Source organism: Evansella sp. AB-rgal1, from assembly GCF_041820985.1.
Lineage (GTDB): Bacteria > Bacillota > Bacilli > Bacillales > Salisediminibacteriaceae > Evansella.
This window is the reverse complement of record NZ_JBGUAU010000005.1, coordinates 119,001-143,457: the sequence shown is the minus strand read 5'-3', so window position 1 is coordinate 143,457 and position 24,457 is coordinate 119,001. Positions and strand designations below refer to the sequence as shown.

Below are 24,457 nucleotides of genomic sequence, written 5' to 3'. Positions count from 1 at the left end.
CCTCAATTTGTGCTTTAAACAACAAAAAAACAAGTGCAAAACGCATTACGCGCACAACACTTGTTGAAGATATATCATCACATATTAAAAAAGCATAACTATAAATATGACCATCGTCATACGTACGCGTCTACCATAAAAGTACTAATTATATTATGATAGAAAGCTCATTAATATTCAAATATATCATAGTAAGATCAGAGTCTATATAGCAAATAACTACTTTTAGTACTCTTATTGACCGTTTCACAAGTTGTGTGCTAAATGCACTGGTTGTAAAGTAACCAACTTATAAAATTTGAGCTTTTAACTCAATCAATAAGGCAAACTAAGTTGCCAATCGGCATTTGACCCGGCTGTCCGTATGGCCTTGACTCCGGTAAGGAAGTGGTCAAAATTATCTGCTTTGAAAGACTTGATATACTGAATATTAGTTTTCCAAAGAACGCTTCTTAAGATTAACAACTAATACTTAAAATTTCAATAGGTAAATGAAAATAATTTTAAAAAAGTTGTAAGTTTTTGTTACAAGAGCAATAATTGGGTGATTTTTGTGTGTTTTGGGGTGGTTTTTGAGAGTTGGTTAGATGTGATAGGGAGTGATTGTTTAAACAAGGGTGATGTTCGTAGATCAAAGTGGAGGATTCGAGGGGGAATTCCTGGACAATTTACATATAATAGTGGAAATTGAAGATAGGACGTTACTATATAGGAAAAAGGAAAAACGAAAACACTATTTTTTTCAAAAAAAGAAAGGGTTGGAGGGGTTTATTATCAATTTTACGAATAAGGTTGTTCTCATTACTGGATCGGGAGCTGGAATTGGGCGTGAATCGGCACTGCAATTTGCTGAAAGAGGAGCGAAGGTTGTTGTTAATTCGAAGTCGGAGCGAGGAGAAGAAACGTTAGCATTACTTAAAGAAAAGGGTGCTGATGGTATCTTTGTTCAAGGTGATGTGTCTAAAGTGGATGATGTGAAATCGATGGTTCAAGCTGCTGTGGATGCATTTGGTCGGATTGATATTTTGGTTAATAACGCAGCGGTGGTTCTGCCTGGGAAAGTGGATGATATTTCAGAAGAGGATTTATTAGAAACGCTGTTGGTGAATGTGCAAGGAACGTTCTTCGTCTCGAAATATGTGATCAAGGAGATGAAGGAGCAAGGTGGAGGAGTCATTGTCAACGTTGGATCTGTTGCGGCAACGAAGGGTTTGAAAGATCGAAGTGCTTACTCTGCATCTAAGGGTGCTATCCTTTCGTTAACAAAATCCATGGCGATGGATTATATGGATGGCAATATCAGGGTTAATTGTGTTTCCCCTGGAACAACGGAGACGGAGGGGGTTAGAGCAAAAATTGACAATGCCGAGGATCCAAAAGCGATGGAAGCTATGTTTCGATCAAGGCAACCGATGAATCGTCTGGCAACAAGTGCGGAGATTGCCCACTCGATTTTGTTCGCGGCCAGTGAAGAAGCTGGGTTTATGAATGGGAGTAATATTCTTATTGATGGGGGATTGTCTATCTAGATAATATACAAAAGCGGTCCTTTGGAACATTGTAAGGACCGCCTCTCACTATATGTTTTTCTTTGAGGTATACTTCTTTATTGCTGGTAATATTTCCGTTCCAATGATCTCGATGTTTTTCTGTAGTTTCTCGAATGGCATTCCGCCAAAGTCGATTTGGGCAATATAACGTTGATGTCCAAATACTTCGTGTTGATATAGGATCTTTTCAATGATTTCTTGTGGGCTGCCAATGTTCATTATATTATGAGGGTGTGCTCCTGTCTCAAAAGCTTCCCATGGAAAACCTCGCCCGTTTGTTTTTTTCATTCCTTCATTTATATGAGGATGCATCTCGCGTAGCGCTTGCTGTGAAGTTTCGGCAGCATAGAAAAATCCTGCGGTTGCAACTGGCATTGTTTTAGGGTCGTACCCACTGTCCTCCAGTGCTTCTCGATAAGTGTCCACCGTTCGCTTAAACGCGGTAGCGTGACCTCCAAGGTGGGCCATCATCATTGGCACGCCTGCAAGTCCTGCTTTTCTCGCACTATCAGGAGTTCCACCGACCGCTCGCCATATCGGTAGTGAGCCTTCCTTTGGACGTGGAAGAACTTCTGCGTTTTTTAATGGTGCACGAAACTCACCATTCCAATTAACTATTTTTTCTTGGTTGATTTTTAATAACAGATCAAATTTTTCCTCGAACAGTTCTTCATAGTAGTTCACATTATACCCTAATAGCTCAAATAGACCGATCCTTGAAGCGCGACCCGCAATGATCTCTGCTCGTCCTTTAGATATTAAATCAATGGTGGAAAAGTCCTCGTATACTCGGACTGGATCGGATGTACTAATAATCGTGGAGGAGCTTGAAATTTTTATTTTTTCTGTGGCTTGAGCAATGGCGGATAAAACAACGGAGTGGGCTTGTGTTGCAAAGTACTCCTGATGGCTTTCTCCAACACTGAAAAAATCAATCCCTGCTTGTTCTGCCAGCTTTGCATATTCAATAATTTCATGAATTCGTTCTTGTGCGGTGATTCTTTCTCCTGTTTTAGGATGTGGTAAGTGATCACCTAGTGTATAGATTCCAAATTCCAATCCTTTCGAAGGATCGATACGATAGTTTTCCATAAGTAGTTTCACCTCGGTTAAGTCTGTAAGTTATCTAATATTAAAGCATAATGGGAAATGGCAATACAAATATTTGATTTGAGAGAGAGTTTTCGTTTCTGAAGGTAACAAGAACTTCTTGTCGAAAGATATAAATAGCGAAAATATAAGCAATGAAACTATACATAGGGAGCGAAGGTTATGAGTAAAAGTAATTCCCCACTTTTTCGGGATCCGATTCACGATGGTGCTGCAGACCCGACGATTATTTGGAATCATGAAGAAAAACTATGGTGGATGGTGTACACGAATCGGCGTGCCGATGCACCGGGAAGAAAGGTTTCTTGGGTTCATGGTACGGATTTAGGTATCGCGTCGTCTGTGGATGGACAGAATTGGACGTACCGAGGAATCATCGAAGGACTAAATTTTGAACATGGCAGAAATACGTTCTGGGCACCTGAAATAATTTGGAATGATGGACTTTACCATATGTATGTGAGCTATATTCAAGGGGTACCAGACGATTGGCCAGGACATGAGAGAAAAATACTTCATTATACAAGTGAAGATCTATGGAATTGGAAGTACCAATCAACATTACAGCTAAGTTCCAACTTTGTGATTGATGCTGCGGTTCACGAGCTCCCAGATGGCCGATGGCGGATGTGGTATAAGGATGAGGCAAATCATAGTCATACATATGCAGCGGATAGCAGTGATTTGTATGATTGGAAAGTGGTGGGGCCGGTTATTGAAGGTCGTCCTCATGAAGGAGCAAACGTCTTCATATGGAAAGAGACGTATTGGATGGTCGTGGATGAGTGGAGAGGACAAGGAGTTTTTCAGTCGCATGATCTGGAGAATTGGGAGAGAAATGGGCTTATCTTGGATGAAAGTGGTACAAGGGAGGATGACCAGGGCTACGGCTTGCATGCGGATGTTCTTGTCAATGATGGGAAAGCATTTATCTTTTATTTTACTCACCCTGGTAGATCAAGTGATGTGGATAATGACTCTTTTGAGGCGAAGCGATCGTCTATTCAGGTTGCAGAGCTAGAATTAGTGGATGGAAAAATAACGTGTAATCGAAATAAAGATGTTGTTTTATCTTTAATAGAGCCGAAATAGTGGGATAGGGTTATGTGAAAGAGACACAAACTCGTTTTTCAAGGAGAACGGAAAATGAAGGTAGAAAAAGTAATAGGAATTGGTTGGGATGTTGGTGGCTGGATGGGGAAAAATCATGGAGTTGCTATATGCCAATGGACGAAGGATAGTAATGAGATTTCTTGGTTAGGGGAACCGACGGAGGTCTCCCTTCCTCCAGGAGGTCTTTTAACACTTCGGGATTTGTTCGCTGCAGTACATTCACCATTACAACTAGAGGATGTAGAGGGTGGTACGCTAGTTGTTATTGGAGTAGATGCTCCGTTAGGTTACCCAAAGGAGTTTATCAGGTTACTAAATGGAGGAACTCCCTCTGTGGGGAGACCGGAGAAGGAGATTCACAATCCCCTTGCGTACCGTACCACTGACATAGAAATTCATCGAGTTTTCGCAAAAAAGCCTTTGTCTGCTGTATTTGATCGGATAGGGAACAATGCTACAACAGCGATGGTACATGCTCGAGTGTGGGAGCAGGAAAACAATTTTAAGGTGTATCCTTTTAGAGACAAGGCGAAAAGTGATAACAGAATCATCGTGGAAGTGTATCCAGCACTGCTAAAGGAGAAAAGGTTTGGAGAGGTCAGGGGAAAATTTAGGCAATTCATGCCACCGAAAACGGAAGCGGGCACGGATGCTTATGATGCTTGTATCTGCGCTCTATTCGGTGTGGCCTTTGGTACGAACGGAAACTTACTTCCTACTTTGAAGGGTCCAGAAGCACATCAGGAGTCGGATGCAAGAGAAGAAGGATGGATTTATTATATAGACCTCACATCAATGTAATTAATAAGAATAAGTTTTTCTTTGGTGGAAGAAAATATAAAAAAAGAGAGTGAGGTGAAGAGCATGGAAATGAACCGCGTGAAACAAATCATATCTTCCCCAAAGGAAATTACAGTTACATATCATGGTGAACCTGTTTGGCTGAAGGATTATAATGAAAATGATAATTCCGTAAAAGTTGTTCCAAATGCAGATTCTGATGATGAAATGGTTTTACCAGCAGATGAGTTAATGGAAGAGCATTAAGGCTAACAAACTCCCTATTCGAAAGAGTATCATACTTCGATAGGGAGTTATTTTTTTTGGGGAAAAAAGGGTGAGATTGGCTTAGGTTAAAGTTGTGCGTTCCCTATTATTACTAACAATGATAGGTCAGTGTGTTACTATTAGAAGAGAGTTTTTGTGGGTTCATTTGTTCAATATGGATGTGCTAAATAGGAGAGCGGTAGAATGTTTTAATGAAATGGGGAAAATACAATGGAACAGGGAATGAAACCACTTGTGGTTGTAATTGCTAGTTTTTCTGGTGGAGGAAAAACAACGATAACAAACTATGTAAACGATAGGATAGAAAATTCTAAAGCACTATTTTTTGATGACTACGATTTTGAAGGTCCTGATGACATTATTTCATGGGTGGATAATGGGGCTGATTATGATGAATGGAACTTATCACCGCTTATTAGTGATGTACAAGTGTTACTTTCTGAGCCTTTGGACTTCATTTTACTAGACTTTCCTTTTGCCTATAAACATTCTAAGATGAGTAAGTACATTGATATTGCAGTGTTTATAGATACTCCATTGGATATTGCAATGGCAAGGAGATTGTTGAGAGACAGTAAGAATAGTTCGGGTGAGAGTATTGCGAAGGAGCTAGAGTATTACCTAACAGATGGCAGACGAGGTTATCTTGAAATGCAAAAGACCATTAAGCCTAGTTCAGATTTTATTGTGGATGGAGCGGATTCTGTTGCTACCATTGCTGAGAAAATGCTTGAGGTAATTCAAGGCAATAATTTTAAAAACCCTTTGTAAGTTTCATTTGCGAATGCAGAAGGAGATGATTTTTTTTATGACGGCTGAAAGTACGTTGTTGGTAATACTATTTGTTTGGCTAGCAATTATTATATCTGTTTTCGTTCTTGTTGTTCTTTCGAAAAAACGGAAGAACAACAAAAAGGGTTCGTGACGGTACTTACATTTCTAAGTCAAGAAGGATCATCAAACATAGGAATACAAGTGAGAGCCATTCTTGTATTCCTTTTTTGCGTCTTATTACAACCAAAATTTATTATTCTAATCACTTTTAACCAAAATGGTTAAAAGTATGTTATCATAAGTTTTAGAGTGCAGTGGGAGGAATGGATACGTGAAAATAGATATAAAATTGTTGGGTCAGATTTTTCTTTCTTTTTTACGAATAGGTCCTGTTACCTTTGGTGGGGGATACGCAATGATTCCACTTATAGAGAGGGAGGTAGTAACGAAAAGAAAGTGGCTTACCCTATCAGATGTTACGAATGTTTTTGCCCTAGCTGAATCAGTTCCAGGGGCTATTGCTATTAATTCTGCTACTTTTATTGGTCACCGAATTGCAGGTGTAAGGGGAGCAATTTGTGCCATGTTGGGCGTACTACTTCCCACTTTTGTAACGGTGATTGTGTTAAGCGTGCTGTTCTTTTCTTTACAGGGAAATCCTCATTTGGAATCTGCTTTTATGGGGATTCGTGCAGCTATCGTTGCTCTTATTGTATATGCAGGAATTAAAATTTCACAAACTGCTATTTTTGATAAAACAAACTTTACGTTAATGGCTGTTATGCTTCTTATTTTATTGTTTGCTCATATTCACCCTGTGGTGATTATCTTATGTGGTGCTCTTCTTGGAATTGCGATTATTAAGTTAAAGAAAAAGCTAGGTTTGGCCATTCAACTAGAGAAACCTTCTTCCCATTCAGAAGGGGAAAAGGAAGGAGCTTAGATCATGATTTTTATAGAATTATTTCTCGTATTTTGTATGATTGGTGCTGTTTCCTTTGGTGGAGGATATGCGATGATCCCTCTTATTGAAAGGGAAGTGACGAGTAAAGGCTGGCTAACCACAAGTGAGTTTACCGATATAATCGCAGTTGCAGGAATGTCACCAGGTCCTATTGCTACGAACAGCGCGACCGTGGTGGGTTACTCTGTTGCAGGTATACCAGGTGCTATCGTATCTTCCTTAGCCATGACACTACCATCTTTAGTCATTATTTTAGTTATTGCTATTTTATTTATGAGATTTAATGAACATGAGTTAGTGAAGTCAGCCTTCTACGGTTTAAGACCAATTATTACAAGTCTGATTATCTATGCAGCTATTAATTTTTCCATCGCCAATGGGGTTATTTCTCCTACTTTTTCACTAGAAATGATCTTATTAGTTTTTATCTTTTTAGGAGCCCTCTTTTCTCTCTTATTCTTAAAAATTCATCCTGCCCTTGTCATTGTGTTATCAGGTATTATAGGAGTGTTTGTTTTTTAAAATGGAAGCAGGAGAACCGTCCCCACTGCTTCTTTGTCTACAGGAAATTTCTTTATCAGATAATCTTACATAACTTCCCACAGGCAATATGGAATGCGTTAAGATAAAAAAACACATGATGTTATCTATTATTACGTGGAGAGGGGATAGGTAAGTATGGCGACAGTATTGAAAAGTCCAGTAGCGTCCACAAATAGTACAGAGTTGACAAAAGATGTGATCAAGGAAAAGAATGTGGAGTTAATTCATTTACAGTTCGTTGATATTGAAGGAATTCTCAAGAGCGTGACTGTTACAGCGGATCAATATGATGATATTAAAAATGGTAAAATCATGTTCGATGGATCATCGATAAAAGGTTTTTCTCCTATCAATAAATCAGATTTGTATTTACAGCCATAAAGCAGGGGATTGGACATACGGAGGAAAGTGGATTCTTTTCCGGAAAAAACTTGCTAGATTGGTTGAAAATTAGAGTAAATATGCAAAAAACGAGTTGCAAATGAGCAGCTCGTTTTTTTGAATGCAAAGATATATTCTGGATGGAAGCACGGGGACGGTTCTCGTGCTTCTTTTTATAGTTATTCTAAATAGAAGCAGTGAGAACCGGCCCCACTGCTTTCCCCACTGCTTCCTACTGCTCGATGATCATGACTCCGTAGGCTTCGAGTGCTGTTGGGCCTGCTACTTTGTTTTGGGTTAACAGGTCTGTTCCACTTGGAAGCTCTACATCTACTGTGGAAGAATTGTGGTTCATGACAAATAGGTAGGAGCGACCTTCTTTTGTTCTTTCTGTTACTTCTACCCCTTTTGGTGCCTGAAGTAGCGGCTTGATTTCCATCTCGTCACACACTGTTTTTACGAAATCTGTTAAAAATGCTGTGTCTGGGCATGTTCCCACGTAATATGCTTTTCCTTTTCCGTAGGAATTGCATGTAATGACTGGGGTTCCTGCGTAAAAGTCAGAGCCATACTGAGCAAGCACTTCTGCTCCTTCCGAATGGATGATATCAAACAGCAAGCTGCACTCATAGCTTCCTTTCAAGCTACCTGCTTCTTTATTCATGACAATTTCATTTTTCTCTTCAGGAGGAAGGGAGTCGATTTCCTCTACCCAAATTCCAAGAAGATCTCGCAGTTCTCCTGGATAGCCACCGAGAGTAACAAGGTCATTTTCGTTCACGATGCCACTAAAGAACGTTGTTACAAACGTTCCCCCATCTTGAACGAATGCTTTTACCTTGTCTGCATATCCCGACTTTACCATATAAAGAACAGGAGCAAAGACGATGTCGTACTTGCTAAGATCTTCTTCCACACTAACCATATCCACAGCGATGTTTTCCTCAAACAAGGCGGTGTAATATTTTTGAACCTCGTTCAGATAATCCAATGCCTTCGATGGCCCACTTGATAATTCTGTTGCCCAGCGGTTTTCCCAGTCATATACGATGGCAACCTTCGCTTGAACTCGGGAATCAAGAAGCTTATCAGAGAGTTGTGATAACTCTCTACCAACCTCTACTGTTTCTCGGAAAACTCTCGTGTTCTCATGACCAACATGCTCAATGACGGCTCCATGGTATTTTTCACAAGCGCCAACAGATCTTCGTAATTGGAAAAACATAATGGTATCTGCGCCACGGGCAACAGCTTGATAGCTCCAAAGACGCATAACACCAGGGCGTTTTAATGAATTATACGGCTGCCAATTTTGTTGGCTAGGCGTCTGTTCCATGAGCATGAACGGCTGACCACTTCGCAAGCCTCTCATGAGATCGTGTCTTAAAGCGGTAGTGCTCACAGGGGTATTGTAGGCTGGATAGTTATCCCAAGAGACAACATCCATTTCCTTGCCCCATTTAAAATAATCAAGCTCACTATATGTTCCCATTAAATTCGTTGTAACAGGTATGTCTGGGTTGTGTTTTCTTAACGCATCTCTTTCAAGTTTGTAGCACTCTAGGAGACTATCAGACTGAAATCTACGATAATCTAATGAAATCCCTTGGAAAAACGTAGCATTTCTCTCTTTTTCTTCACTTAACAGATTTGGGGGAACAATTTCATCCCAATCATAAAACGTATGACCCCAGAATCGAGTATTCCACGCTTTATTTAATGTTTCCATCGTTCCATATTTTTTCTGAAGATAGCTGCGAAAACTTTCCGCGCAGTTTTCACAATAACAGTATCCACCATATTCATTGGAAACATGCCAAATGAGGACGCCAGGATGATCTTTGTATCGTTCCCCTAACTTGTCTGCAATTCGCTCGGAATACTTTCGATAGGTAGGGCTGTTCGGGCAGGAATTGTGTCGGCCACCAAACTTTCTTTTAAGTCCTTGATAATTTACTCGCAATACATCAGGATACTTTTTGGCCATCCAAGCTGGGTGTGCTGCAGTACTCGTTGCAAGACACGTATAAATTCCGTTCTCATATAATCGATTAATTTGCTCGTCAAGCCATTCAAAGTCGTATGTTTCTTCATCAGGCTGATTTAGTGCCCAAGAGAAAACGTTTAGGGTTGCTACATCAATTCCTGCAAGCTTAAACATGCGAACATCTTCATCCCAATCCTCTTTATCCCACTGTTCAGGATTGTAGTCTCCACCATACCAAATCTTAGGGAGTTTCTCGTTAATCATATATAATCACCTTTCCCTTATATTAATATATTTCCATTGTATGTGATTACAAAGTGAGATTATATATAATATAATGGAATTGAATATAAAAATATGGAACAATTTCTCTAGGAGGAAGCGTAGGATGAAAAAACACTTTTTAATCCCATTAAATGAAAGCAAATTACCTCTATTTGCTGAGACGATCGGTATCAATCCTGCCCAAGAACTTATTACCCGTCCTAATGGATATCCTTACTATCATTGGATTCAAACGGTCAGTGGACAAGGAACAATTACGCTTGAACATCAAAAGCTGGATTTGCAACCAAATAATGGAGTTTTCCTATTGCCACATACTACCCATTCCTATAAAAAGGAGCAAGGGAACTCTACTCCTTGGAAAACACTGTACATTACGTTTGATGGAAGCATGGTAGAGGAGATGTTAATTACACTAGGACTCTATCAAACTGGGTTTTATCAATGGGAGCAAGAAGCACCTATCTCCACGTACATTGCAGATGTTTTACAGGAAAGTAAGGAAACAACAGACAGTCTTAGCGTTCGGGCATCCACTCATGTGTATGAGTTTCTTCTACTGTTAAAAAAGTATGGGAAAACGAAGAAGAGTAGTAGTAAAGAAACAAGTAGCTTATTAACGTTATATTCCCTTATAGAATGGATGAAAGATCATCTTTCTCATGCGGATGTAGGTCTAGAAGATATGGCAATGTTTATGAATACTTCGAAACGACACTTGAATTCGCTGTTTCGTAAAAACTTTCACGTTACGCCTTATGCGTACTTTGTGAATTTACGAATCCAGCAAGCAAAGAAGTTACTATTAGAGAATAGTAGAGTGACCATTGGAGAAATTGCCGAAAACGTAGGATTTCGATCCACGAGTCATTTTGTGGCTACTTTCAGAAAAATGGTGGGGATTACTCCGGAGAAGTACCGGAATTTAAATGGAGTGTTTGCTTAGGGGAGACCATGATGCAAACTGCCATGCCTTGAATTCTCCCCCTCGTAAATACTTTTTAAAGCCATGCTTGACTAGAACGTATATTCGTAATATGATGCAAGTAAATACATAAGAACGAACGTTCCTTTGTGAAAGAGTAGTGATGACTATGGAAAAACCATGGACGGATCATGATCGGTTATTCAAAGAATTAATATCTACTTTTTTTGAAGAGTTTATGCTTTTATTTTTCCCAACAGCCCACGAACAGATTGATTTTTCCGATACTCGCTTTTTGTCTCAAGAACTATTTACAGACGTAACAGAAGGAGACAGACATCAAGTTGACTTATTGGTGGAAACAAAACTAACGGGAGAAGACAGTCTCATCATTATTCACGTAGAACCGCAAGCCACGTACCAGAAACACTTCCATGAAAGAATGTTTATTTACTTCAGCCGAATCTACCAAAAACACCGCCGTAAGATAGTACCCATTGCCGTTTTTAGTTATGACATCCCACGAGATGAACCAAATTCACTAACGATGAAATTCCCTTTTGTTGAGTTAGACCGGTCGAGAGAGTCGTTAATCACTGGTTTTTTCGAAACGTATTTGGCACTAACAGAGGAAGAAGAACGTCAATTTAGGATGAGGTGAAAGCAATGGATTCAAAGGAGGGGGAAAGAATTATGGAGGTTATCTCTTCGTATGAAAGAATAGGGAGAGAGCAAGGTCGTGAGGAAGGTTTTGTTCAAGTAGCAAAACGAATGTTATCAAAAGGGAAACTAGTTGATGAAGTTGCAGATCTAATAGGTTTGTCTATCCAGGATGTTGAACGATTAAAAGAAGAACTATCGGACGAATAATACTATGGAGTTGGTAAACCTGGATCAAAGGTAGATAGGAAAAAATATTTATATGCACAATATACTCTAAAAGGAGAGCTTTTTTGGGAAGGGGATTTATGGATCGACACTAATAATATAGAAAAGAGATAGTGTAATTGTTTTACTTAGCTAACCAATAACCTCATACAAAGACTACACAATTTCCACGCAATGAGAATTCTACATGATCACGCGTATCATACACCAATTTCTCCTTAACACAAAAGATTACTTTGGACTAACACAATATTATTGTTCAAATGTAATGAAAAGATTTCGTGCTTGAGGGTTCTTTGAATGTAGCACTGTTTTTCCACCCATGCTCAAGCAGCCACTTCTATAAAGATATTCTCACTACAAAATACAAAATTTCATTATCAAAAAACTATATTAATAGATAAATGGAGGTTCTTTATTATGTTAAGAGTGCTATCCCTAGCAGTTGGTAAGTCATTCAAGATGGTTGAGGAGTATCAGGTACATGCTTTTCCATATCCACGCACATATAAATTTGACTATGTCACCTTTAGAAAGCCAGGTAGTATCATGACAGACTTATATACTGTTTATAACACGGTAGTATTTGATCCAATTAACGACGATATAACAGAAGCAACAAACGACTTACCTAAAGAAGAGAAGGCGCGGATTGTCGCTTACGTAGATATGCGGAAAAAAACACGATTAGGATTCTCCGATTCAGATACACCCTACATATTTTGGGTTCTTAAATGGGAAGAGTCTCTTGAGCATAAACCAAGACTTGAGAGAGGGCATGCTAATCCTGTGTATTATCGCTACGAAGATTTAGTGAGTGGTGATAGGATTGTTATTGCAGCATCGAAACGTGACAAGATAGATAGTATATGTATTTGATGGAGTGGTTTAAGGTATCATGCAACTTCAAAAAAAAGTGAGAGGATGAGGGCACTAAAAAAGTATTGATACACTTTAATTAGTGTCCTTGTTAAATGCTAAAATCTATTAATGGGGTATTATTTTTAATTATATAGGAAACAAATGGAAGTAGCGGAATGATAAACGTTGTTTTGTGTAGAAGAAGTGATGAGATAGGTCGAATCTAGTTGATTCAGCCGAGTCTATCATTCGAGTCTAGTTAATCTGGAAAAAGCTCATACACAATATTTTTCCAAAGGAAATGGAATGAATAAATCGGAGGTAAATCTTATGGTAAAAGCAATAAAGCTTGCAGATCTTATTGATGAGTTGGACTTTCAATTTGAGGGCTATCAACCTATGTGAATAAAGAGACAGGTAAAATAGTAAGTGCTTCCGTTGAGTTGTTGGGTTTAGTAGAAGATGGGGAAATAGAAGAGGGTGACAGCCATCCGAATTTTGAGCAGGAAATGATGGAAGATGCTTTTGATATTGTTGATAACTTTGAAAACTACATTGAACTTCCATCGGGGTTTGATATCGACTCATATTCTATTATGGAGGATTTTTGTAATGAGGTAAAGCCTGAGAATGGGAGTGATAGACTTTGTAGAGCCATTCGAGGGAGAGGTGCTTTTCGAAGATTTAAAGATCTCATCATCGAATTAGGTGTCGCGGAGAATGGCACAGCTATGAAAGAAAGCGATGGAAGGAAATAGCAAAGGAATGGTGCCGTGAGTATGGGATTAAGTATGAAGAGGAAAGAGAAGGATAGAGGAAAGTATATTTCCAGTGCGAAAAGGTGGTTCTTAGGCTTAACTAATTGGACAATTAGTTGGGTACAAGAAACGTCTTCTTTTTATATGGTAACGTTTACTTTTTATCGTGATAATTTTATACTTAGTTGTGAACAATGTTATTATTTTTCGGGCTATCACATGTAAACTAAGTATATAAAGGAGTAAAATATGAAAACTTTTAAGAATCCAATACTTCCAGGTTTTTATCCGGATCCATCCATTTGCAGAGTGGGAGAGGACTATTATCTTGTGACTTCTTCCTTCGCCTATTTTCCAGGTGTACCTATTTTTCACAGCAGAGACCTCGTGAACTGGGAACAAATTGGACATGTGTTAGATAGGCCATCCCAGCTTCCATTAGAGGGGCAAGGGGTGTCACGGGGTATTTTTGCCCCAACGATTCGATATCACGACGGTGTTTTCTATATGATAACAACGAATGTAGGAGCTGGAGGTAACTTTTTTGTTACTGCAAAAGATCCTGCAGGACCGTGGTCAGATCCATATTATTTAGATGCGCCGGGAATTGATCCTTCCTTGTTTTTCGATGAAGATGGGAAAGTGTATTATCACGGTACACGACCAGCTCCTGAAGGGGAAAAGTACAGTGGGAACTGGGAAGTGTGGCTGCAAGAGCTTGATTTAGAAACGAAAAAGTTAATAGGAGAACCTATTGGGTTGTGGAGAGGTGCGTTAAGGGATGTTATTTGGCCAGAAGGTCCTCATATCTATAAAGTAGATGATTACTATTATTTGATGATTTCGGAAGCAGGAACAGGGCATCATCATGCCGTTTCTATAGCACGAAGTAAGACGATTACAGGTCCTTATGAAGGAAATCCAGGAAATCCAATCCTCACCCACAGACATTTAGGCAAAGAGTATCCTATTGTAAATGTTGGGCACTGTGACCTTGTGGAAACGCAGCATGGAGAATGGTGGGCAGTTGGTCTGGCATCGCGAATTTACGGAGGATATTATCGTAATCTTGGGAGAGAGACATATCTGCTCCCAGTGATATGGGAAGATGGCTGGCCAATCATGAGTCCAGGAACTGGGAAGTTGGAAATGGAGTATCCACTGCCAACTTTACCAGAAGGAAAGTCCGTTATCCCTTCTGTATGTGATCATTTTGATAATGTGAAGCTTGATCTTAAGTATAACTTCTTACGTTCTGCAGAAGGAGAATTCTATAGTTTGTCGGAACGTCCTGGATTTTTACGCCTAAAGCTGAGACCTCAAAAGTTATCAGAACTCGATACTCCTAGCTTTGTTGGGAGAAGACAACAACACATCGATTTTGCTACTTCTACTGTGATGGAATTTACTCCTGAGAAAGAGAATGAAGAAGCCGGGATTGTGCTACTTCAAAGCAATGAGTTCCACTTCCGCTTTGTTTTTACCAAAAAAAGAGATGGTGAAAGTGTAGTGAGGTTAGTGAAATGTGCAGGTGGAGAAGAAGAAGTGTTACAGGAAATGCCGTTAAACGTATCTAAGTTATATCTGAAGGTTGCGGCTCGCGGGCAGGATTATAGCTTTTATGTTGGAGAAACATCGGATTCGTTCGAGCCGCTGATGGAAAACGTAGATGGACGAATTTTAAGTACGGATGTTGCGGGAGGATTTGTAGGAGCGGAATTAGGTTTATATGCAAGCTCAAATGGTGAAAGCAGTGACAATAAAGCTTATTTTGACTGGTTTGAGTATGTAGGGGTGTAATAGGGAGTGGAAGCAGTGGGGACGGTTCTCTTTGCTTCCTTTCCCTTTTAAAAGGACCTTCTCTAGTGTTTTGAAGACGGAAGACATTAGGGAGAAGGTCCTTTTTCTATGTTTATTCTTTAATCTTTTTTGCTAAGTCAACCAGGATATATACGATATTATCTTCTCCTGTTTCTACGCTTACTACATTCCCTTTCCGACCTTTCAGTTTAATTCCATCGCCTTCTTCTGGAACGCTTTCTCGAGTCTGACTTAAAACATGATCGTTCTTTTCATAAAAAATAATATTGTACATGTAAATCACCCATTTCCTCTAAGCATTAAAGTTTCTTCGATATGAAATATATGATGAGATTGGTGTTTAAACACTCCTTTTTTTATAAGACGTGAAAAAAGTTGATACTTTTGAGGTAGAAAAAGGAAGAGTAAATAGCTACACGCCTCCGAGTTTAGAAGGAAGCAGAGAGAACCGTCCCCTCTGCTTCCATTAGTTTGTGTGAAAAATACATATCTGGGGATACTATCCGTAATTAGATGTGTGAATAGGAGTGGTATCCATGACGGAAAATGAAAAGAAAAGACAGAAAACAGTTTTTAAAGATAACCAAGAGTTAGTTCCTGAAGGCAGCTTACCAGGCGGTAGGGAGGATCGAAGCGATAAGATGGGTTCGGTAAATTCAGAAGAAATCCGATTTAAGAATGCAGATGACATATATGATGAGTATCAGTGATTATAGTCTACTGTAATAGGTCGGTGAGTTCGGAAGAAGTACAACCAGGAACTGCGTCTAACAGTGAGAGCAGGGCGAAAACAGATTCTACAGAGGAAGAAAATTTCTCTAGTTCAGAGGGGGAAGATAAAAGAGAATACATGTATGCTAGCTAGGAGACATGTGTTTCCTAGCTTTTTCATGTGCTAGATTTTTAAAAAAAAGAGCGATTTCCCTTAGAATGCACTTGTCATTCTTGAGGAAACCGCTCATTACCTTCTATGATTATATCATAAGCTAACGTGCATCGTAACATGTAAGTATATCCATTAGTGACTCAGAAAAAAATAAAAAAATGCAAAGAATGTAGTATAATCAAGAAAAAGAGTCTATAAGTAATATAACGATATATTTCAATAAATCAAATGTGTAATTTTGGGGAATTTACGTTATATTCCTAGATTTTTTCTAGTGCTCTTAGGTTGCTGTTTATAAGGGTAACAACGTTGTTAATGATCATTGGCAATAACCTTTTTTCTATAAGAGAGCAAAGTGTGTTTTTATACTATAAGAATAGGAGGAGATGTAAGAATATGAATGTAAACCAATTACCACAAAAAATTGCTGCAACGATTGAATCACAATTTGTAGATGGGTATCATCCTCAAGCTGTAGTAAAGTGGAACTATGTTGCAGGGATGACAATGAAAGCATTTGACTGGCTAGCAGATTTAACACAGGAGGATCAATATCGTGATGTAATGAAGCGGCATATAGATTATTACATACAAGAAGATGGCTCGATTAAGAATTATCGTGTGGAAGAGTACAATTTGGATCATATAAATCAAGGGAAAAATTTATTTTCTCTTTTAAAGCTTACTGGTGAAAAGAAATATGAAAAAGCAATTCAGCTTCTTTTTACTCAATTGGAGGGTCAGCCAAGAACAAGTGAAGGTGGTTTTTGGCATAAGAAAATTTATCCTTTCCAAATGTGGCTAGATGGGGTATACATGTCCTCCCCATTTTTAGCAGAATATTCAAAGACATTTGATTTCCCACAAGGATTCGATGACGTTGCGAATCAAATCCTATTAATTGAGAAGAGAACAAGAAATCCAATAAATGGTCTCTTACATCATGCCTGGGATGAAAGTGGAGAACAAAGATGGTGTGACAAGGAGACAGGGAAATCTTTTCATATATGGGGAAGAGCTATAGGCTGGTATGTTATGGCTATTGTAGATTCACTAGAGCATTTTCCTAAAAATCACCCTAAACGAGGTCAAATCATGGGGATATTCGAAAGACTAGCACATGCGATTAAAGATGTACAAGATCATGAAAGTGGTCTTTGGTATCAAGTAATGGATCAGAATGGTAGAGCCGGGAACTATTTAGAAGCATCAGGATCATGCATGATAACATATGCATTAGCAAAAGGTATTCGCTTAGGTTATCTATCAGGTATTGATCGTGAGGTAGTAGAACGTTCCTTCGAAGGAATAGTGAAACACTTCGTTACGGAGGATGAAAAGGGTGTACATCTTCATTCAATATGTAAGGGTGCAGGACTAGGTGGAGCGAAAAACTATCGTGATGGGTCCTATGAATATTATGTGAAAGAAGAAGTGGGTAGCGATGTGATTATGGGGCTAGCACCGTTCCTTTTAGCTAGTGTGGAAATGAGTAAGAGTAAAGCATAAGGTAAGATTATTCTTGCTTCGGAAGCAGTCCGTATTACGTCATTCTTTTCGTAAAGTAACCAATACGTATCACGACTTCAGTCTTCCCATCAATCAATAACGTTTCTCTATGAAAACTAATAGAAACAGAGGAAGGTACAACGAGCAGCAGAGAAAATATGCTTGTTGTGCCTTCTTTTACTTTTCTCTTCGTTACTAAAGAGCTTAAAACCAACAAAAGGAAAAATAAAAGTAGACTTAAGAATTCGTAAGGACTTTTCGTTTCTATACTAGGTCTATCTCGATTTCCTGATGAGGCAGGAGGGGATTAACGAAATTTTCTGTTTGTTTAGGCTAGAACAATACTTCCGGATGATTTAAAATGAGAGTATCTTCTTTGATGGGAGGTTACGATGAGGAAAAACTTGTCTTATATTTCATTTATTACATTGATAGTAATGTTGCTTATTTAGGGTTGGGTGTCGGGAAAATAAGAGGGGATGTAGGAACGGGAATATTAGTGGTCGGACTTTTTTTTCGTTCATAATAGCTCTATTTTCTGAGAAAAGTATAGTGAAAACCATATCGTTCCTTCTAATTTTCGGAGTGATTGGAATCTATGGGATATGGATCTTTGCCTTAATATCAGGGTTAAAGGAACAGAGTACTCATGATTTTATTTTTGTTTTTTGTTAGAAATATTTCGTATGGCAAAGGAAGCGGGAGAACCGTTCCAAATGCTTCCGGAAATGGGGTGAAAATATGAGCTATGAAATCGTGACATTGCCGGCTTATCGTGCAGTAGGTTTAAAATGGGAAGGTACCTTTTCTGATATTGTACCGCATTTGAAAGAAACGATTTCAGAAATGGAAAACCGCGCTGGTGAATTAGAGGAAAAGTTGAACCCGGCTATTCAGTTAGGTTTATCTTACCATGTGATTGAGAATGGTTTTGCGCATTACTCAGTATTTGAAGTGAGCGAAAAGCAGGAAACCCCTTCTGGAATGATAGAAATAACTGTGCCTAAATGGACATATGTGAAGACGTCACATAAAAAAGGGGAAAATATTGGGAAGACCTATGCAGAATTACATAACTGGTTATCCGAAAGTGATTATACTGCATATAGAGAACCAGGTGTAGATTACTATGACCTTTATTTGCCTATTAAGCATGAGCATTATCCAGTTTATCGAGATCCGAATGATCCGCATTTTGATATTTATATACCCGTTGTGAAAAAATGATGGTCTCTATTTTAGTGAAGTAACACAAGAGAGTTTACTAAGTGGGGCCAACTACTTAGTTAAGGATTATTGTAGAATACATAGAGAGCATACCCTCGAAGATACTCTCTTTTTTGTGTGAAACTATTTCGTGGATCAAAAGGAGAACTGACCCCAATGCTTCCTACTTGATATCTCCACCATCTATCGCAATTTTTTCAATCCATTTTTTATACACTGGACCTAAATACAAAAGTAGAATATCGATAAGTGTAACTAGTAAAGTGGACTTTATTTTTATAAGCTTCATACTTTTTAGGATATTATCACTGATAAATTTAATAATAAGTACTACTACCTTTACTTTCATGTTTTCAGTATACGCTAACAGCGTTTTAATCGCTGACATCATGCTTGAATAGGAGGTTTCCATTTTATGTTGTTCCTTCATTGAGTGAAATCTGCCTCTGCCAAAACTTAATAAATGGAACATTTCTAACAGAACTAAACTGTTGATACCTGTCACCTGTACCATATTATAAAGGGATAACTTTTGGATGAGTGAATTTCCTTTTTTTAAAAGACGAAGCCATTGATCACTTAAATGAAAATATAGATAGATTAACACTAGCGTGTATCTTGTTTTCCATCTGAGGTTTTTAAAAATCCCCTTTTTTATAAAGAGTTTTTCAATAATTGCAAAATAAATAGCAAATCCCATTTTTACGACCCAATTAAGTCTAAATGCAGTTATAAACAAAGCTGTGAACGGAACATACACTGCTTGAGATAAAATTGCTCCTGAAATATCGTCTAAAAAATTTTTTCTTAAAGAATTTTGGCTTATATCTATATAAATGTAGAAAAGAGAGTATTACGTACTCAAATAGATACGCTATTCCCATGTTGGAAAGGAGCAATACAACGAAGGGTTTTCTATTTTTTATTTTTGTAAAAGTAAACATGAGTAATGCTGAATGAATGACGAACAAAATGATATAAGGATATTTTTTCTTTTTTTCAAAAAACACACAAACTCCCCTTTCCGTAAAAGAACTATAGTTATTATTTCCTAAATAGTTTTAATTACACACTATTTTTCCTTTGTCGCGAAACGTTTCGACATTCGAAAGAAGCAGTGAGAACCGTCCCCACTGCTTCCTTAGTCTTCTTTTTTTAGTGTTTTAAAGAGGCTTGGTGTGTTTTTGTCTAGAGTAACTTTTTGCGCCAATCTATGTGTATCTTCTGTTTTTTTCTTATTTGGTCGTATGGTAATGAGTGACGCGATTGCTGCTACTCCACCAAATGCTGCTAATACAACATAAATAAAATCTGAAGTTCCTTTCATCATGAGTGCAATAATAGGAGGGCCAGCTGCAACTCCAATATACCTCATACTGCTATAAAAGGAGGTGATTGTGCCTCTTTCCTCTTTTTCAATTCCTTCTGTAATTAATGAATCGAGACATGGAAGGGAGATCCCAATCCCAATTCCTGCAATAGTCATTAGTCCAACAATAATAAATAATTTTTGTTCTGGTTGGATGAAAATCAATGAACCTAGAACGAGAATATACCCAGAAAAAATCAGCCATTTCATGAAGTTTTTACTGCTACCGATTTTTTTTCCAGTGAAATAAGCAGCGCTACACAAAAAAAGGAGTGGCACAGCTAGAATAAGACCTCGATTAATTCCGTTGATACGATATTGGTTTTCCAAGAGATTAGACAAATGAAATTGAAAGCCAAACAAGACGAACATACTAATGCCACCGATGAGGAAAACGCCGACCAACCATCGGGCATTGTCTTTAAAAATGATTTTAAAATTTCGGAAGAACTCCCCGAATTCTTTATGTGCCTCTTCCCCCTTTGGAGGTCTTACAAGAAACGCAACTAATAAGATAGAAATAAGTGTAATTGCAGGTACGACAACAAAGGGGAAATACCAGACAATCAATGCAAATAAGGACCCTAATATAGGACTGAGCACTTTCCCCATCGTGTTTGATGTTTCGATGAAACCGAGGCCCTTACTAACATCCTTTTCATTATCAAACATGTCACCAACAGTGGGAATAACTACAGGGAATGCACCAGAAGCCCCTATTCCTTGGATAAACCGACCGACTAGTATAAAGATATAAGGGTTCGGTAATCTCCAAGCGGCAAAAGCACAAACAGCTCCTCCAATTCCCGTTAAAATTAAACTGGGAATAATGATTTTTTTTCGTCCGTATTTATCTGATAAATATCCTGAAATAGGTATAAGGATAATCGCAACAATGGAATACATAGTAATGATGAGACTGGATTGAAAGGCTGTTATCTCCAATTCCCTTTCCATTGTAGGCAAAACAGGTATAAACATGGAATTCCCTAACGTTACTATCAATGGTATGGATGCGAGTGCTGTGAGATCTAATTTCTTCTTCATGGTAGCTAATCTCCTTTGCGAACTACATACATCAAACACAACATTCTCATATAGATTGATAATAGTTAGAATAATTTATACTGCAAAAAGATGGTAACCTTTGTTTTTGCTTATTGGAGGTCTTTTATTCGTACTATGTTTAGTTAAGTTAGGAAAAATAAAAAAGAATATATCGCCTAGTAGGATATACTCTTTTTTTATTATGATTTCCTTTCCTAAAAGGAATAACGAATCTTAGGCTCTGACTGAATGATATACTTTCCTTCTTTTTCCATGAGCGTTAGCAGGTAAGGTTGTGGATTACCTGGCACGGATATGATCGCATAGGGCGGTTGATCTGAGTCTGCCTCCGTTATTAGCTTATATGTAACGTATGTATTGGTGCCTGCATGAAATCTTCGTAGAATGCTTTGATGTTTCTCTTCACAGAACAATGCTTCATGTAAGTTGGAACTAGAAAGTTCTTTACCTATTAATGTTCTTAACCTCGTTAGTACAACTGCTTTTTTAATCACTTCTTATTTCCTCCTTACTTTCTTTTTTTGTGGCTGAAACTCCGAAAACTGTGCTTTACGCTTTATTGCTATAATCTTCATTTTACCTTTCAAGAATAATATTTGCCAAGGATTCTCGGTTAGATACTTTTGGTGATGGAAAGTTCAATAGAGAAGAAGAGAAGGGAAGTTATTTATTTGCATGAGGCAGGTCATCTTGGTAAAAACTATGTGTGTTAATAACTTGATAGGAAAGACTTTACCTTTACCTTATATTAGTTGCAATGCGAAGGGAACGGGATTTTTATCATTTCTCAAGAACAACAGTCACTAGGTTATCGGCTATAAATCAGTGATTTATTTGGAAACTCGAAGGAAGCACGAAGAACCGTCCCCACTGCTTCCAAAGGAGGGAAACTCGAATGAGTGATACTGATTTTTATTATATAAAAACAAATGGTATAACACTATATACTGCTGTTGCTGGACCGAAAGAGGGCCTGCTCGTTATCCTTTTGCATGGATTTCCGGAATTTTGGTATGCTTGGAAAAATCAAATAGATGTGTTAGCGGAAGCGGGATATCGTGTTGTTGTTCCTGATCAGCGAGGATACCATCTGAGTGATAAACCTAAAGAGATAGATCAATATACATTAGATAAACTAAGGGATGATGTAATAGGGTTATTGGAACATTTCGAAAGAGAAAAGGCTGTGATCATCGGACATGATTGGGGAGCTTTAGTAGCATGGCATATTGCTTCAACACGCCCCGAGATTGTAGAAAAGCTGATACCTATTAATGCACCTAATCCCGTTATTTTTACAAAAAATATGATTAAGCACCCTTCTCAACTTATAAGAAGCTCTTATATGTTATTTTTCCAAACCCCAATAGTTCCAGAAAAAATATTGTCTGCAAATCATTTTACATTAGTTAAGGAGACGATGATTCATTCGGCTAATCCACAGACTTTTACTAAGAAGGATCTTGAACAATATGAAGCTTCATGGTCAATAGAAGGGGCCTTCATGAGTATGTTGCATTGGTATCGAGCGTTACGGGAAGGTAGTATCTCTCAATTATCGGAAAAACAAGTTACCGTTCCTGTTAGAATGATTTGGGGAAGAAACGACTCTTTTTTGTCTTTAGAATTAGCGAAGGAAAGTATGAACATTTGCAGAGATGGAAAGTTGATCATGGTGGATGAGGCTACTCACTGGGTTCATCATGAACAGCCAAGAATATTGAATTGGTTGCTTCTATCTATGATTCAGGAGAGAGTGTTTCATCCTGTATCCTGATGTGATGAAGGAAGCAGTGAGAACCGTCCCCGATGCTTCCTTACCTGCTTTTTTTAGTAACTAATCCGACATACATCATGACACTTGGAATAAGAGAAATAATGAAGTATAGGAAGAAGCTATGTAGTTCTTTCCCTTGTTGACCTAATGGAATCCACTCAATAAATGGCAACGCATAAGGGAAATAAAGGAAATTGAAATATAACCAATTCCAACCCATTTTACCTGGGAAAATACTTACTATAGCTGTTAAAAGTACACCTATAATTGCAACGCAAGATGTTCCTTTTATATTTTGGTTTTGATTGCTTTTAACAAGAAACTTTCTACCTAGGATAAAATATAGTGTGAAAACTAATAAGAACCAAATTCCATAATATAATCTGTTATTATCAAGGTTTTGGCCAAGAAATAATACAGGTAACGAAAGTGAAACGATAAATACGTGAATAGCAAATGACTTCAGATTATTTTTTACGACCAAACGAAACACATCCTCCCCGTTTTGTTTAGGTGTAATTCATTCAGCATAGTTGCCGTCTAATGAATGACTACCACCATCATGATCTACTGAAAATGATGTATCACCGAAATCTTCCTCTCTGTACATTTATACTGTAACATTAATTTCACCTTTGTATCTTGAATCTTACAAGTGTTACTAAGCTTTAAATTTTACAAAAAAATAATATCCACTCTTTAAATTAGACGGAGCTTGAGATTCTAAAGTTTCACAGGTTTTTCGTGAGACGAAGGAAGCAGCGAGAACTGTCTCCGATACTTCCTTCTATTGTGATTCTAGGTTATTCTAGTAAGAAAATAGTTTTTATTTGAATTTGTTTCGAAAACCGAAGGAAGCAGTGAGAACCGTCCCCAATGCTTCCTTCCGAATGGGAGGGTGATGGATGATGAGGATTCTTGTTGTGGAAGATGATAGGACAATTGCTTCGGGGTTAGATTATTCCTTGCAGCAGGATCAGTTTCTTACTGTTCTTTGTTATGATGCTACTTCTGCCAAGAAGGTGGTCGAGGATCAGATAGGGGAGATTGATCTATGTTTATTTGATTTAGCGCTTCCGGATGGTAGTGGGTATGATTTGTGTAGGCTTGTTAAGGCAAAGAAAGATATCCCTGTTATCTTTTTGACGGCGAATGATGATGAGGTGAATGTGGTGATGGGGCTTGATATGGGGGCGGATGATTATATTGCGAAGCCGTTTCGAATCCGGGAGCTTTTGTCTAGAATAAAAACGGTTCTACGAAGATATCATAAGCAACCACAAACTACGGCAGTCATCGAAATTCAGCAAATTAAGGTCAACACAAATGAGGGGAAAGTGTATAAAAACGGGGAAGAGGTCCTCCTTACCGCATTAGAATATCGGCTTCTCCTTATTTTTGCCAATCATCTTGGACAAGTTCTCACGCGGAATCAGTTGTTGGAACGGATCTGGGATGTGGCAGGAGACTTTGTAAATGACAATACGTTAACAGTGTACATAAAGAGATTACGAGAGAAGCTTGAGGATGATCCGCAAAAACCTACATTGATAAAAACGGTACGAGGTCTCGGATATAAGGTAGGTGATTAGT

24 protein-coding genes and 2 pseudogenes are annotated in these 24,457 nt (G+C 38.3%); 19 read left to right on the top strand and 7 right to left on the bottom strand.

The window, feature by feature from the left end:
• The first annotated feature begins 620 nt into the window (after positions 1 to 620).
• Positions 621 to 1,529, top strand: coding sequence for an SDR family NAD(P)-dependent oxidoreductase (locus ACERII_RS05770; protein ID WP_373640722.1), 909 nt, complete (start codon positions 621 to 623; stop codon positions 1,527 to 1,529).
• A 48-nt stretch (positions 1,530 to 1,577) separates the two neighbouring features.
• Here the strand turns inward: ACERII_RS05770 and ACERII_RS05765 are convergent, their stop codons facing one another.
• Entirely contained in the window at positions 1,578 to 2,642 is a 1,065-nt protein-coding gene (locus ACERII_RS05765) for an LLM class flavin-dependent oxidoreductase (protein WP_373640720.1), read from the bottom strand.
• Between the two features lie 180 nt (positions 2,643 to 2,822).
• Here ACERII_RS05765 and ACERII_RS05760 point away from each other — a divergent pair, with 180 nt between their 5' ends.
• From ACERII_RS05760 to ACERII_RS05730, 7 genes and pseudogenes are all read left to right on the top strand, one after another.
• Positions 2,823 to 3,752 (top strand): glycoside hydrolase family protein, encoded by a 930-nt coding sequence (locus ACERII_RS05760; protein ID WP_373640718.1) that lies wholly within the window; start codon positions 2,823 to 2,825, stop codon positions 3,750 to 3,752.
• A 54-nt stretch (positions 3,753 to 3,806) separates the two neighbouring features.
• Positions 3,807 to 4,574, top strand: coding sequence for a DUF429 domain-containing protein (locus ACERII_RS05755; RefSeq protein WP_373640717.1), 768 nt, complete (start codon positions 3,807 to 3,809; stop codon positions 4,572 to 4,574).
• Between the two features lie 63 nt (positions 4,575 to 4,637).
• Complete coding sequence (locus ACERII_RS05750) at positions 4,638 to 4,820, top strand: small, acid-soluble spore protein, H family (RefSeq protein WP_373640715.1); 183 nt, start codon at positions 4,638 to 4,640, stop codon at positions 4,818 to 4,820.
• A gap of 231 nt (positions 4,821 to 5,051) precedes the next feature.
• Positions 5,052 to 5,612: a nucleoside/nucleotide kinase family protein gene (locus ACERII_RS05745; RefSeq protein ID WP_373640713.1), complete on the top strand. Its 561-nt coding sequence runs from the start codon at positions 5,052 to 5,054 to the stop codon at positions 5,610 to 5,612.
• A gap of 334 nt (positions 5,613 to 5,946) precedes the next feature.
• Positions 5,947 to 6,558, top strand: coding sequence for a chromate transporter (locus tag ACERII_RS05740; RefSeq protein WP_373640711.1), 612 nt, complete (start codon positions 5,947 to 5,949; stop codon positions 6,556 to 6,558).
• A gap of 3 nt (positions 6,559 to 6,561) precedes the next feature.
• The gene (locus ACERII_RS05735; RefSeq protein ID WP_373640709.1) at positions 6,562 to 7,101 is read left to right on the top strand and encodes a chromate transporter; all 540 of its coding nucleotides are present in this window, start codon (positions 6,562 to 6,564) and stop codon (positions 7,099 to 7,101) included.
• A 156-nt stretch (positions 7,102 to 7,257) separates the two neighbouring features.
• Positions 7,258 to 7,500, top strand: a pseudogene (locus ACERII_RS05730) (glutamine synthetase beta-grasp domain-containing protein); the annotation flags it as partial.
• A 235-nt stretch (positions 7,501 to 7,735) separates the two neighbouring features.
• Here the strand turns inward: ACERII_RS05730 and ACERII_RS05725 are convergent.
• On the bottom strand, positions 7,736 to 9,754 hold the full coding sequence (locus ACERII_RS05725) for a beta-galactosidase (RefSeq protein ID WP_373640707.1): 2,019 nt from the start codon (positions 9,752 to 9,754) through the stop codon (positions 7,736 to 7,738).
• A gap of 124 nt (positions 9,755 to 9,878) precedes the next feature.
• Between ACERII_RS05725 and ACERII_RS05720 the strand changes: the two genes are divergently transcribed.
• From ACERII_RS05720 to ACERII_RS05700, 5 genes and pseudogenes are all read left to right on the top strand, one after another.
• Entirely contained in the window at positions 9,879 to 10,721 is an 843-nt protein-coding gene (locus ACERII_RS05720; protein ID WP_373640705.1) for an AraC family transcriptional regulator, read from the top strand.
• A 148-nt stretch (positions 10,722 to 10,869) separates the two neighbouring features.
• A pseudogene (locus tag ACERII_RS05715) lies at positions 10,870 to 11,570 on the top strand (Rpn family recombination-promoting nuclease/putative transposase).
• 438 nt (positions 11,571 to 12,008) lie between these two features.
• Positions 12,009 to 12,467, top strand: coding sequence for a hypothetical protein (locus tag ACERII_RS05710; protein ID WP_373640704.1), 459 nt, complete (start codon positions 12,009 to 12,011; stop codon positions 12,465 to 12,467).
• A 383-nt stretch (positions 12,468 to 12,850) separates the two neighbouring features.
• Positions 12,851 to 13,207: a hypothetical protein gene (locus ACERII_RS05705; protein WP_373640703.1), complete on the top strand. Its 357-nt coding sequence runs from the start codon at positions 12,851 to 12,853 to the stop codon at positions 13,205 to 13,207.
• 249 nt (positions 13,208 to 13,456) lie between these two features.
• Entirely contained in the window at positions 13,457 to 15,007 is a 1,551-nt protein-coding gene (locus ACERII_RS05700) for a glycoside hydrolase family 43 protein (protein WP_373640701.1), read from the top strand.
• Between the two features lie 112 nt (positions 15,008 to 15,119).
• Here ACERII_RS05700 and ACERII_RS05695 read toward each other — a convergent pair whose 3' ends face one another.
• Complete coding sequence (locus ACERII_RS05695; RefSeq protein WP_373640700.1) at positions 15,120 to 15,302, bottom strand: hypothetical protein; 183 nt, start codon at positions 15,300 to 15,302, stop codon at positions 15,120 to 15,122.
• Between the two features lie 262 nt (positions 15,303 to 15,564).
• On the opposite strand from ACERII_RS05695, the gene ACERII_RS05690 reads away from it, so the two are divergent.
• The 4 genes from ACERII_RS05690 to ACERII_RS05675 all read left to right on the top strand — a co-directional run bounded on the left by ACERII_RS05690 (position 15,565) and on the right by ACERII_RS05675 (position 18,650).
• On the top strand, positions 15,565 to 15,738 hold the full coding sequence (locus tag ACERII_RS05690; protein WP_373640699.1) for a hypothetical protein: 174 nt from the start codon (positions 15,565 to 15,567) through the stop codon (positions 15,736 to 15,738).
• A gap of 572 nt (positions 15,739 to 16,310) precedes the next feature.
• Positions 16,311 to 17,423, top strand: coding sequence for a glycoside hydrolase family 88/105 protein (locus tag ACERII_RS05685; protein ID WP_373640697.1), 1,113 nt, complete (start codon positions 16,311 to 16,313; stop codon positions 17,421 to 17,423).
• A 361-nt stretch (positions 17,424 to 17,784) separates the two neighbouring features.
• The gene (locus ACERII_RS05680) at positions 17,785 to 17,949 is read left to right on the top strand and encodes a hypothetical protein (RefSeq protein WP_373640696.1); all 165 of its coding nucleotides are present in this window, start codon (positions 17,785 to 17,787) and stop codon (positions 17,947 to 17,949) included.
• A 215-nt stretch (positions 17,950 to 18,164) separates the two neighbouring features.
• A complete protein-coding gene (locus ACERII_RS05675) occupies positions 18,165 to 18,650 on the top strand; it encodes a GyrI-like domain-containing protein (protein ID WP_373640695.1) in 486 nt (161 codons plus the stop codon).
• Positions 18,651 to 18,813: 163 nt separating this feature from the next.
• Here the strand turns inward: ACERII_RS05675 and ACERII_RS05670 are convergent, their stop codons facing one another.
• From ACERII_RS05670 to ACERII_RS05660, 3 genes are all read right to left on the bottom strand, one after another.
• The gene (locus ACERII_RS05670; RefSeq protein WP_373640693.1) at positions 18,814 to 19,080 is read right to left on the bottom strand and encodes a hypothetical protein; all 267 of its coding nucleotides are present in this window, start codon (positions 19,078 to 19,080) and stop codon (positions 18,814 to 18,816) included.
• A gap of 711 nt (positions 19,081 to 19,791) precedes the next feature.
• On the bottom strand, positions 19,792 to 21,066 hold the full coding sequence (locus ACERII_RS05665; protein ID WP_373640691.1) for an MFS transporter: 1,275 nt from the start codon (positions 21,064 to 21,066) through the stop codon (positions 19,792 to 19,794).
• 215 nt (positions 21,067 to 21,281) lie between these two features.
• A complete protein-coding gene (locus ACERII_RS05660; RefSeq protein ID WP_373640690.1) occupies positions 21,282 to 21,581 on the bottom strand; it encodes a hypothetical protein in 300 nt (99 codons plus the stop codon).
• 401 nt (positions 21,582 to 21,982) lie between these two features.
• On the opposite strand from ACERII_RS05660, the gene ACERII_RS05655 reads away from it, so the two are divergent.
• Entirely contained in the window at positions 21,983 to 22,864 is an 882-nt protein-coding gene (locus tag ACERII_RS05655) for an alpha/beta fold hydrolase (protein ID WP_373640689.1), read from the top strand.
• Between the two features lie 40 nt (positions 22,865 to 22,904).
• Here the strand turns inward: ACERII_RS05655 and ACERII_RS05650 are convergent, their stop codons facing one another.
• A complete protein-coding gene (locus ACERII_RS05650) occupies positions 22,905 to 23,348 on the bottom strand; it encodes a hypothetical protein (protein WP_373640687.1) in 444 nt (147 codons plus the stop codon).
• Between the two features lie 424 nt (positions 23,349 to 23,772).
• Between ACERII_RS05650 and ACERII_RS05645 the strand changes: the two genes are divergently transcribed.
• Entirely contained in the window at positions 23,773 to 24,456 is a 684-nt protein-coding gene (locus ACERII_RS05645; protein WP_373640828.1) for a response regulator transcription factor, read from the top strand.
• The last annotated feature ends 1 nt before the right edge of the window (position 24,457 follow it).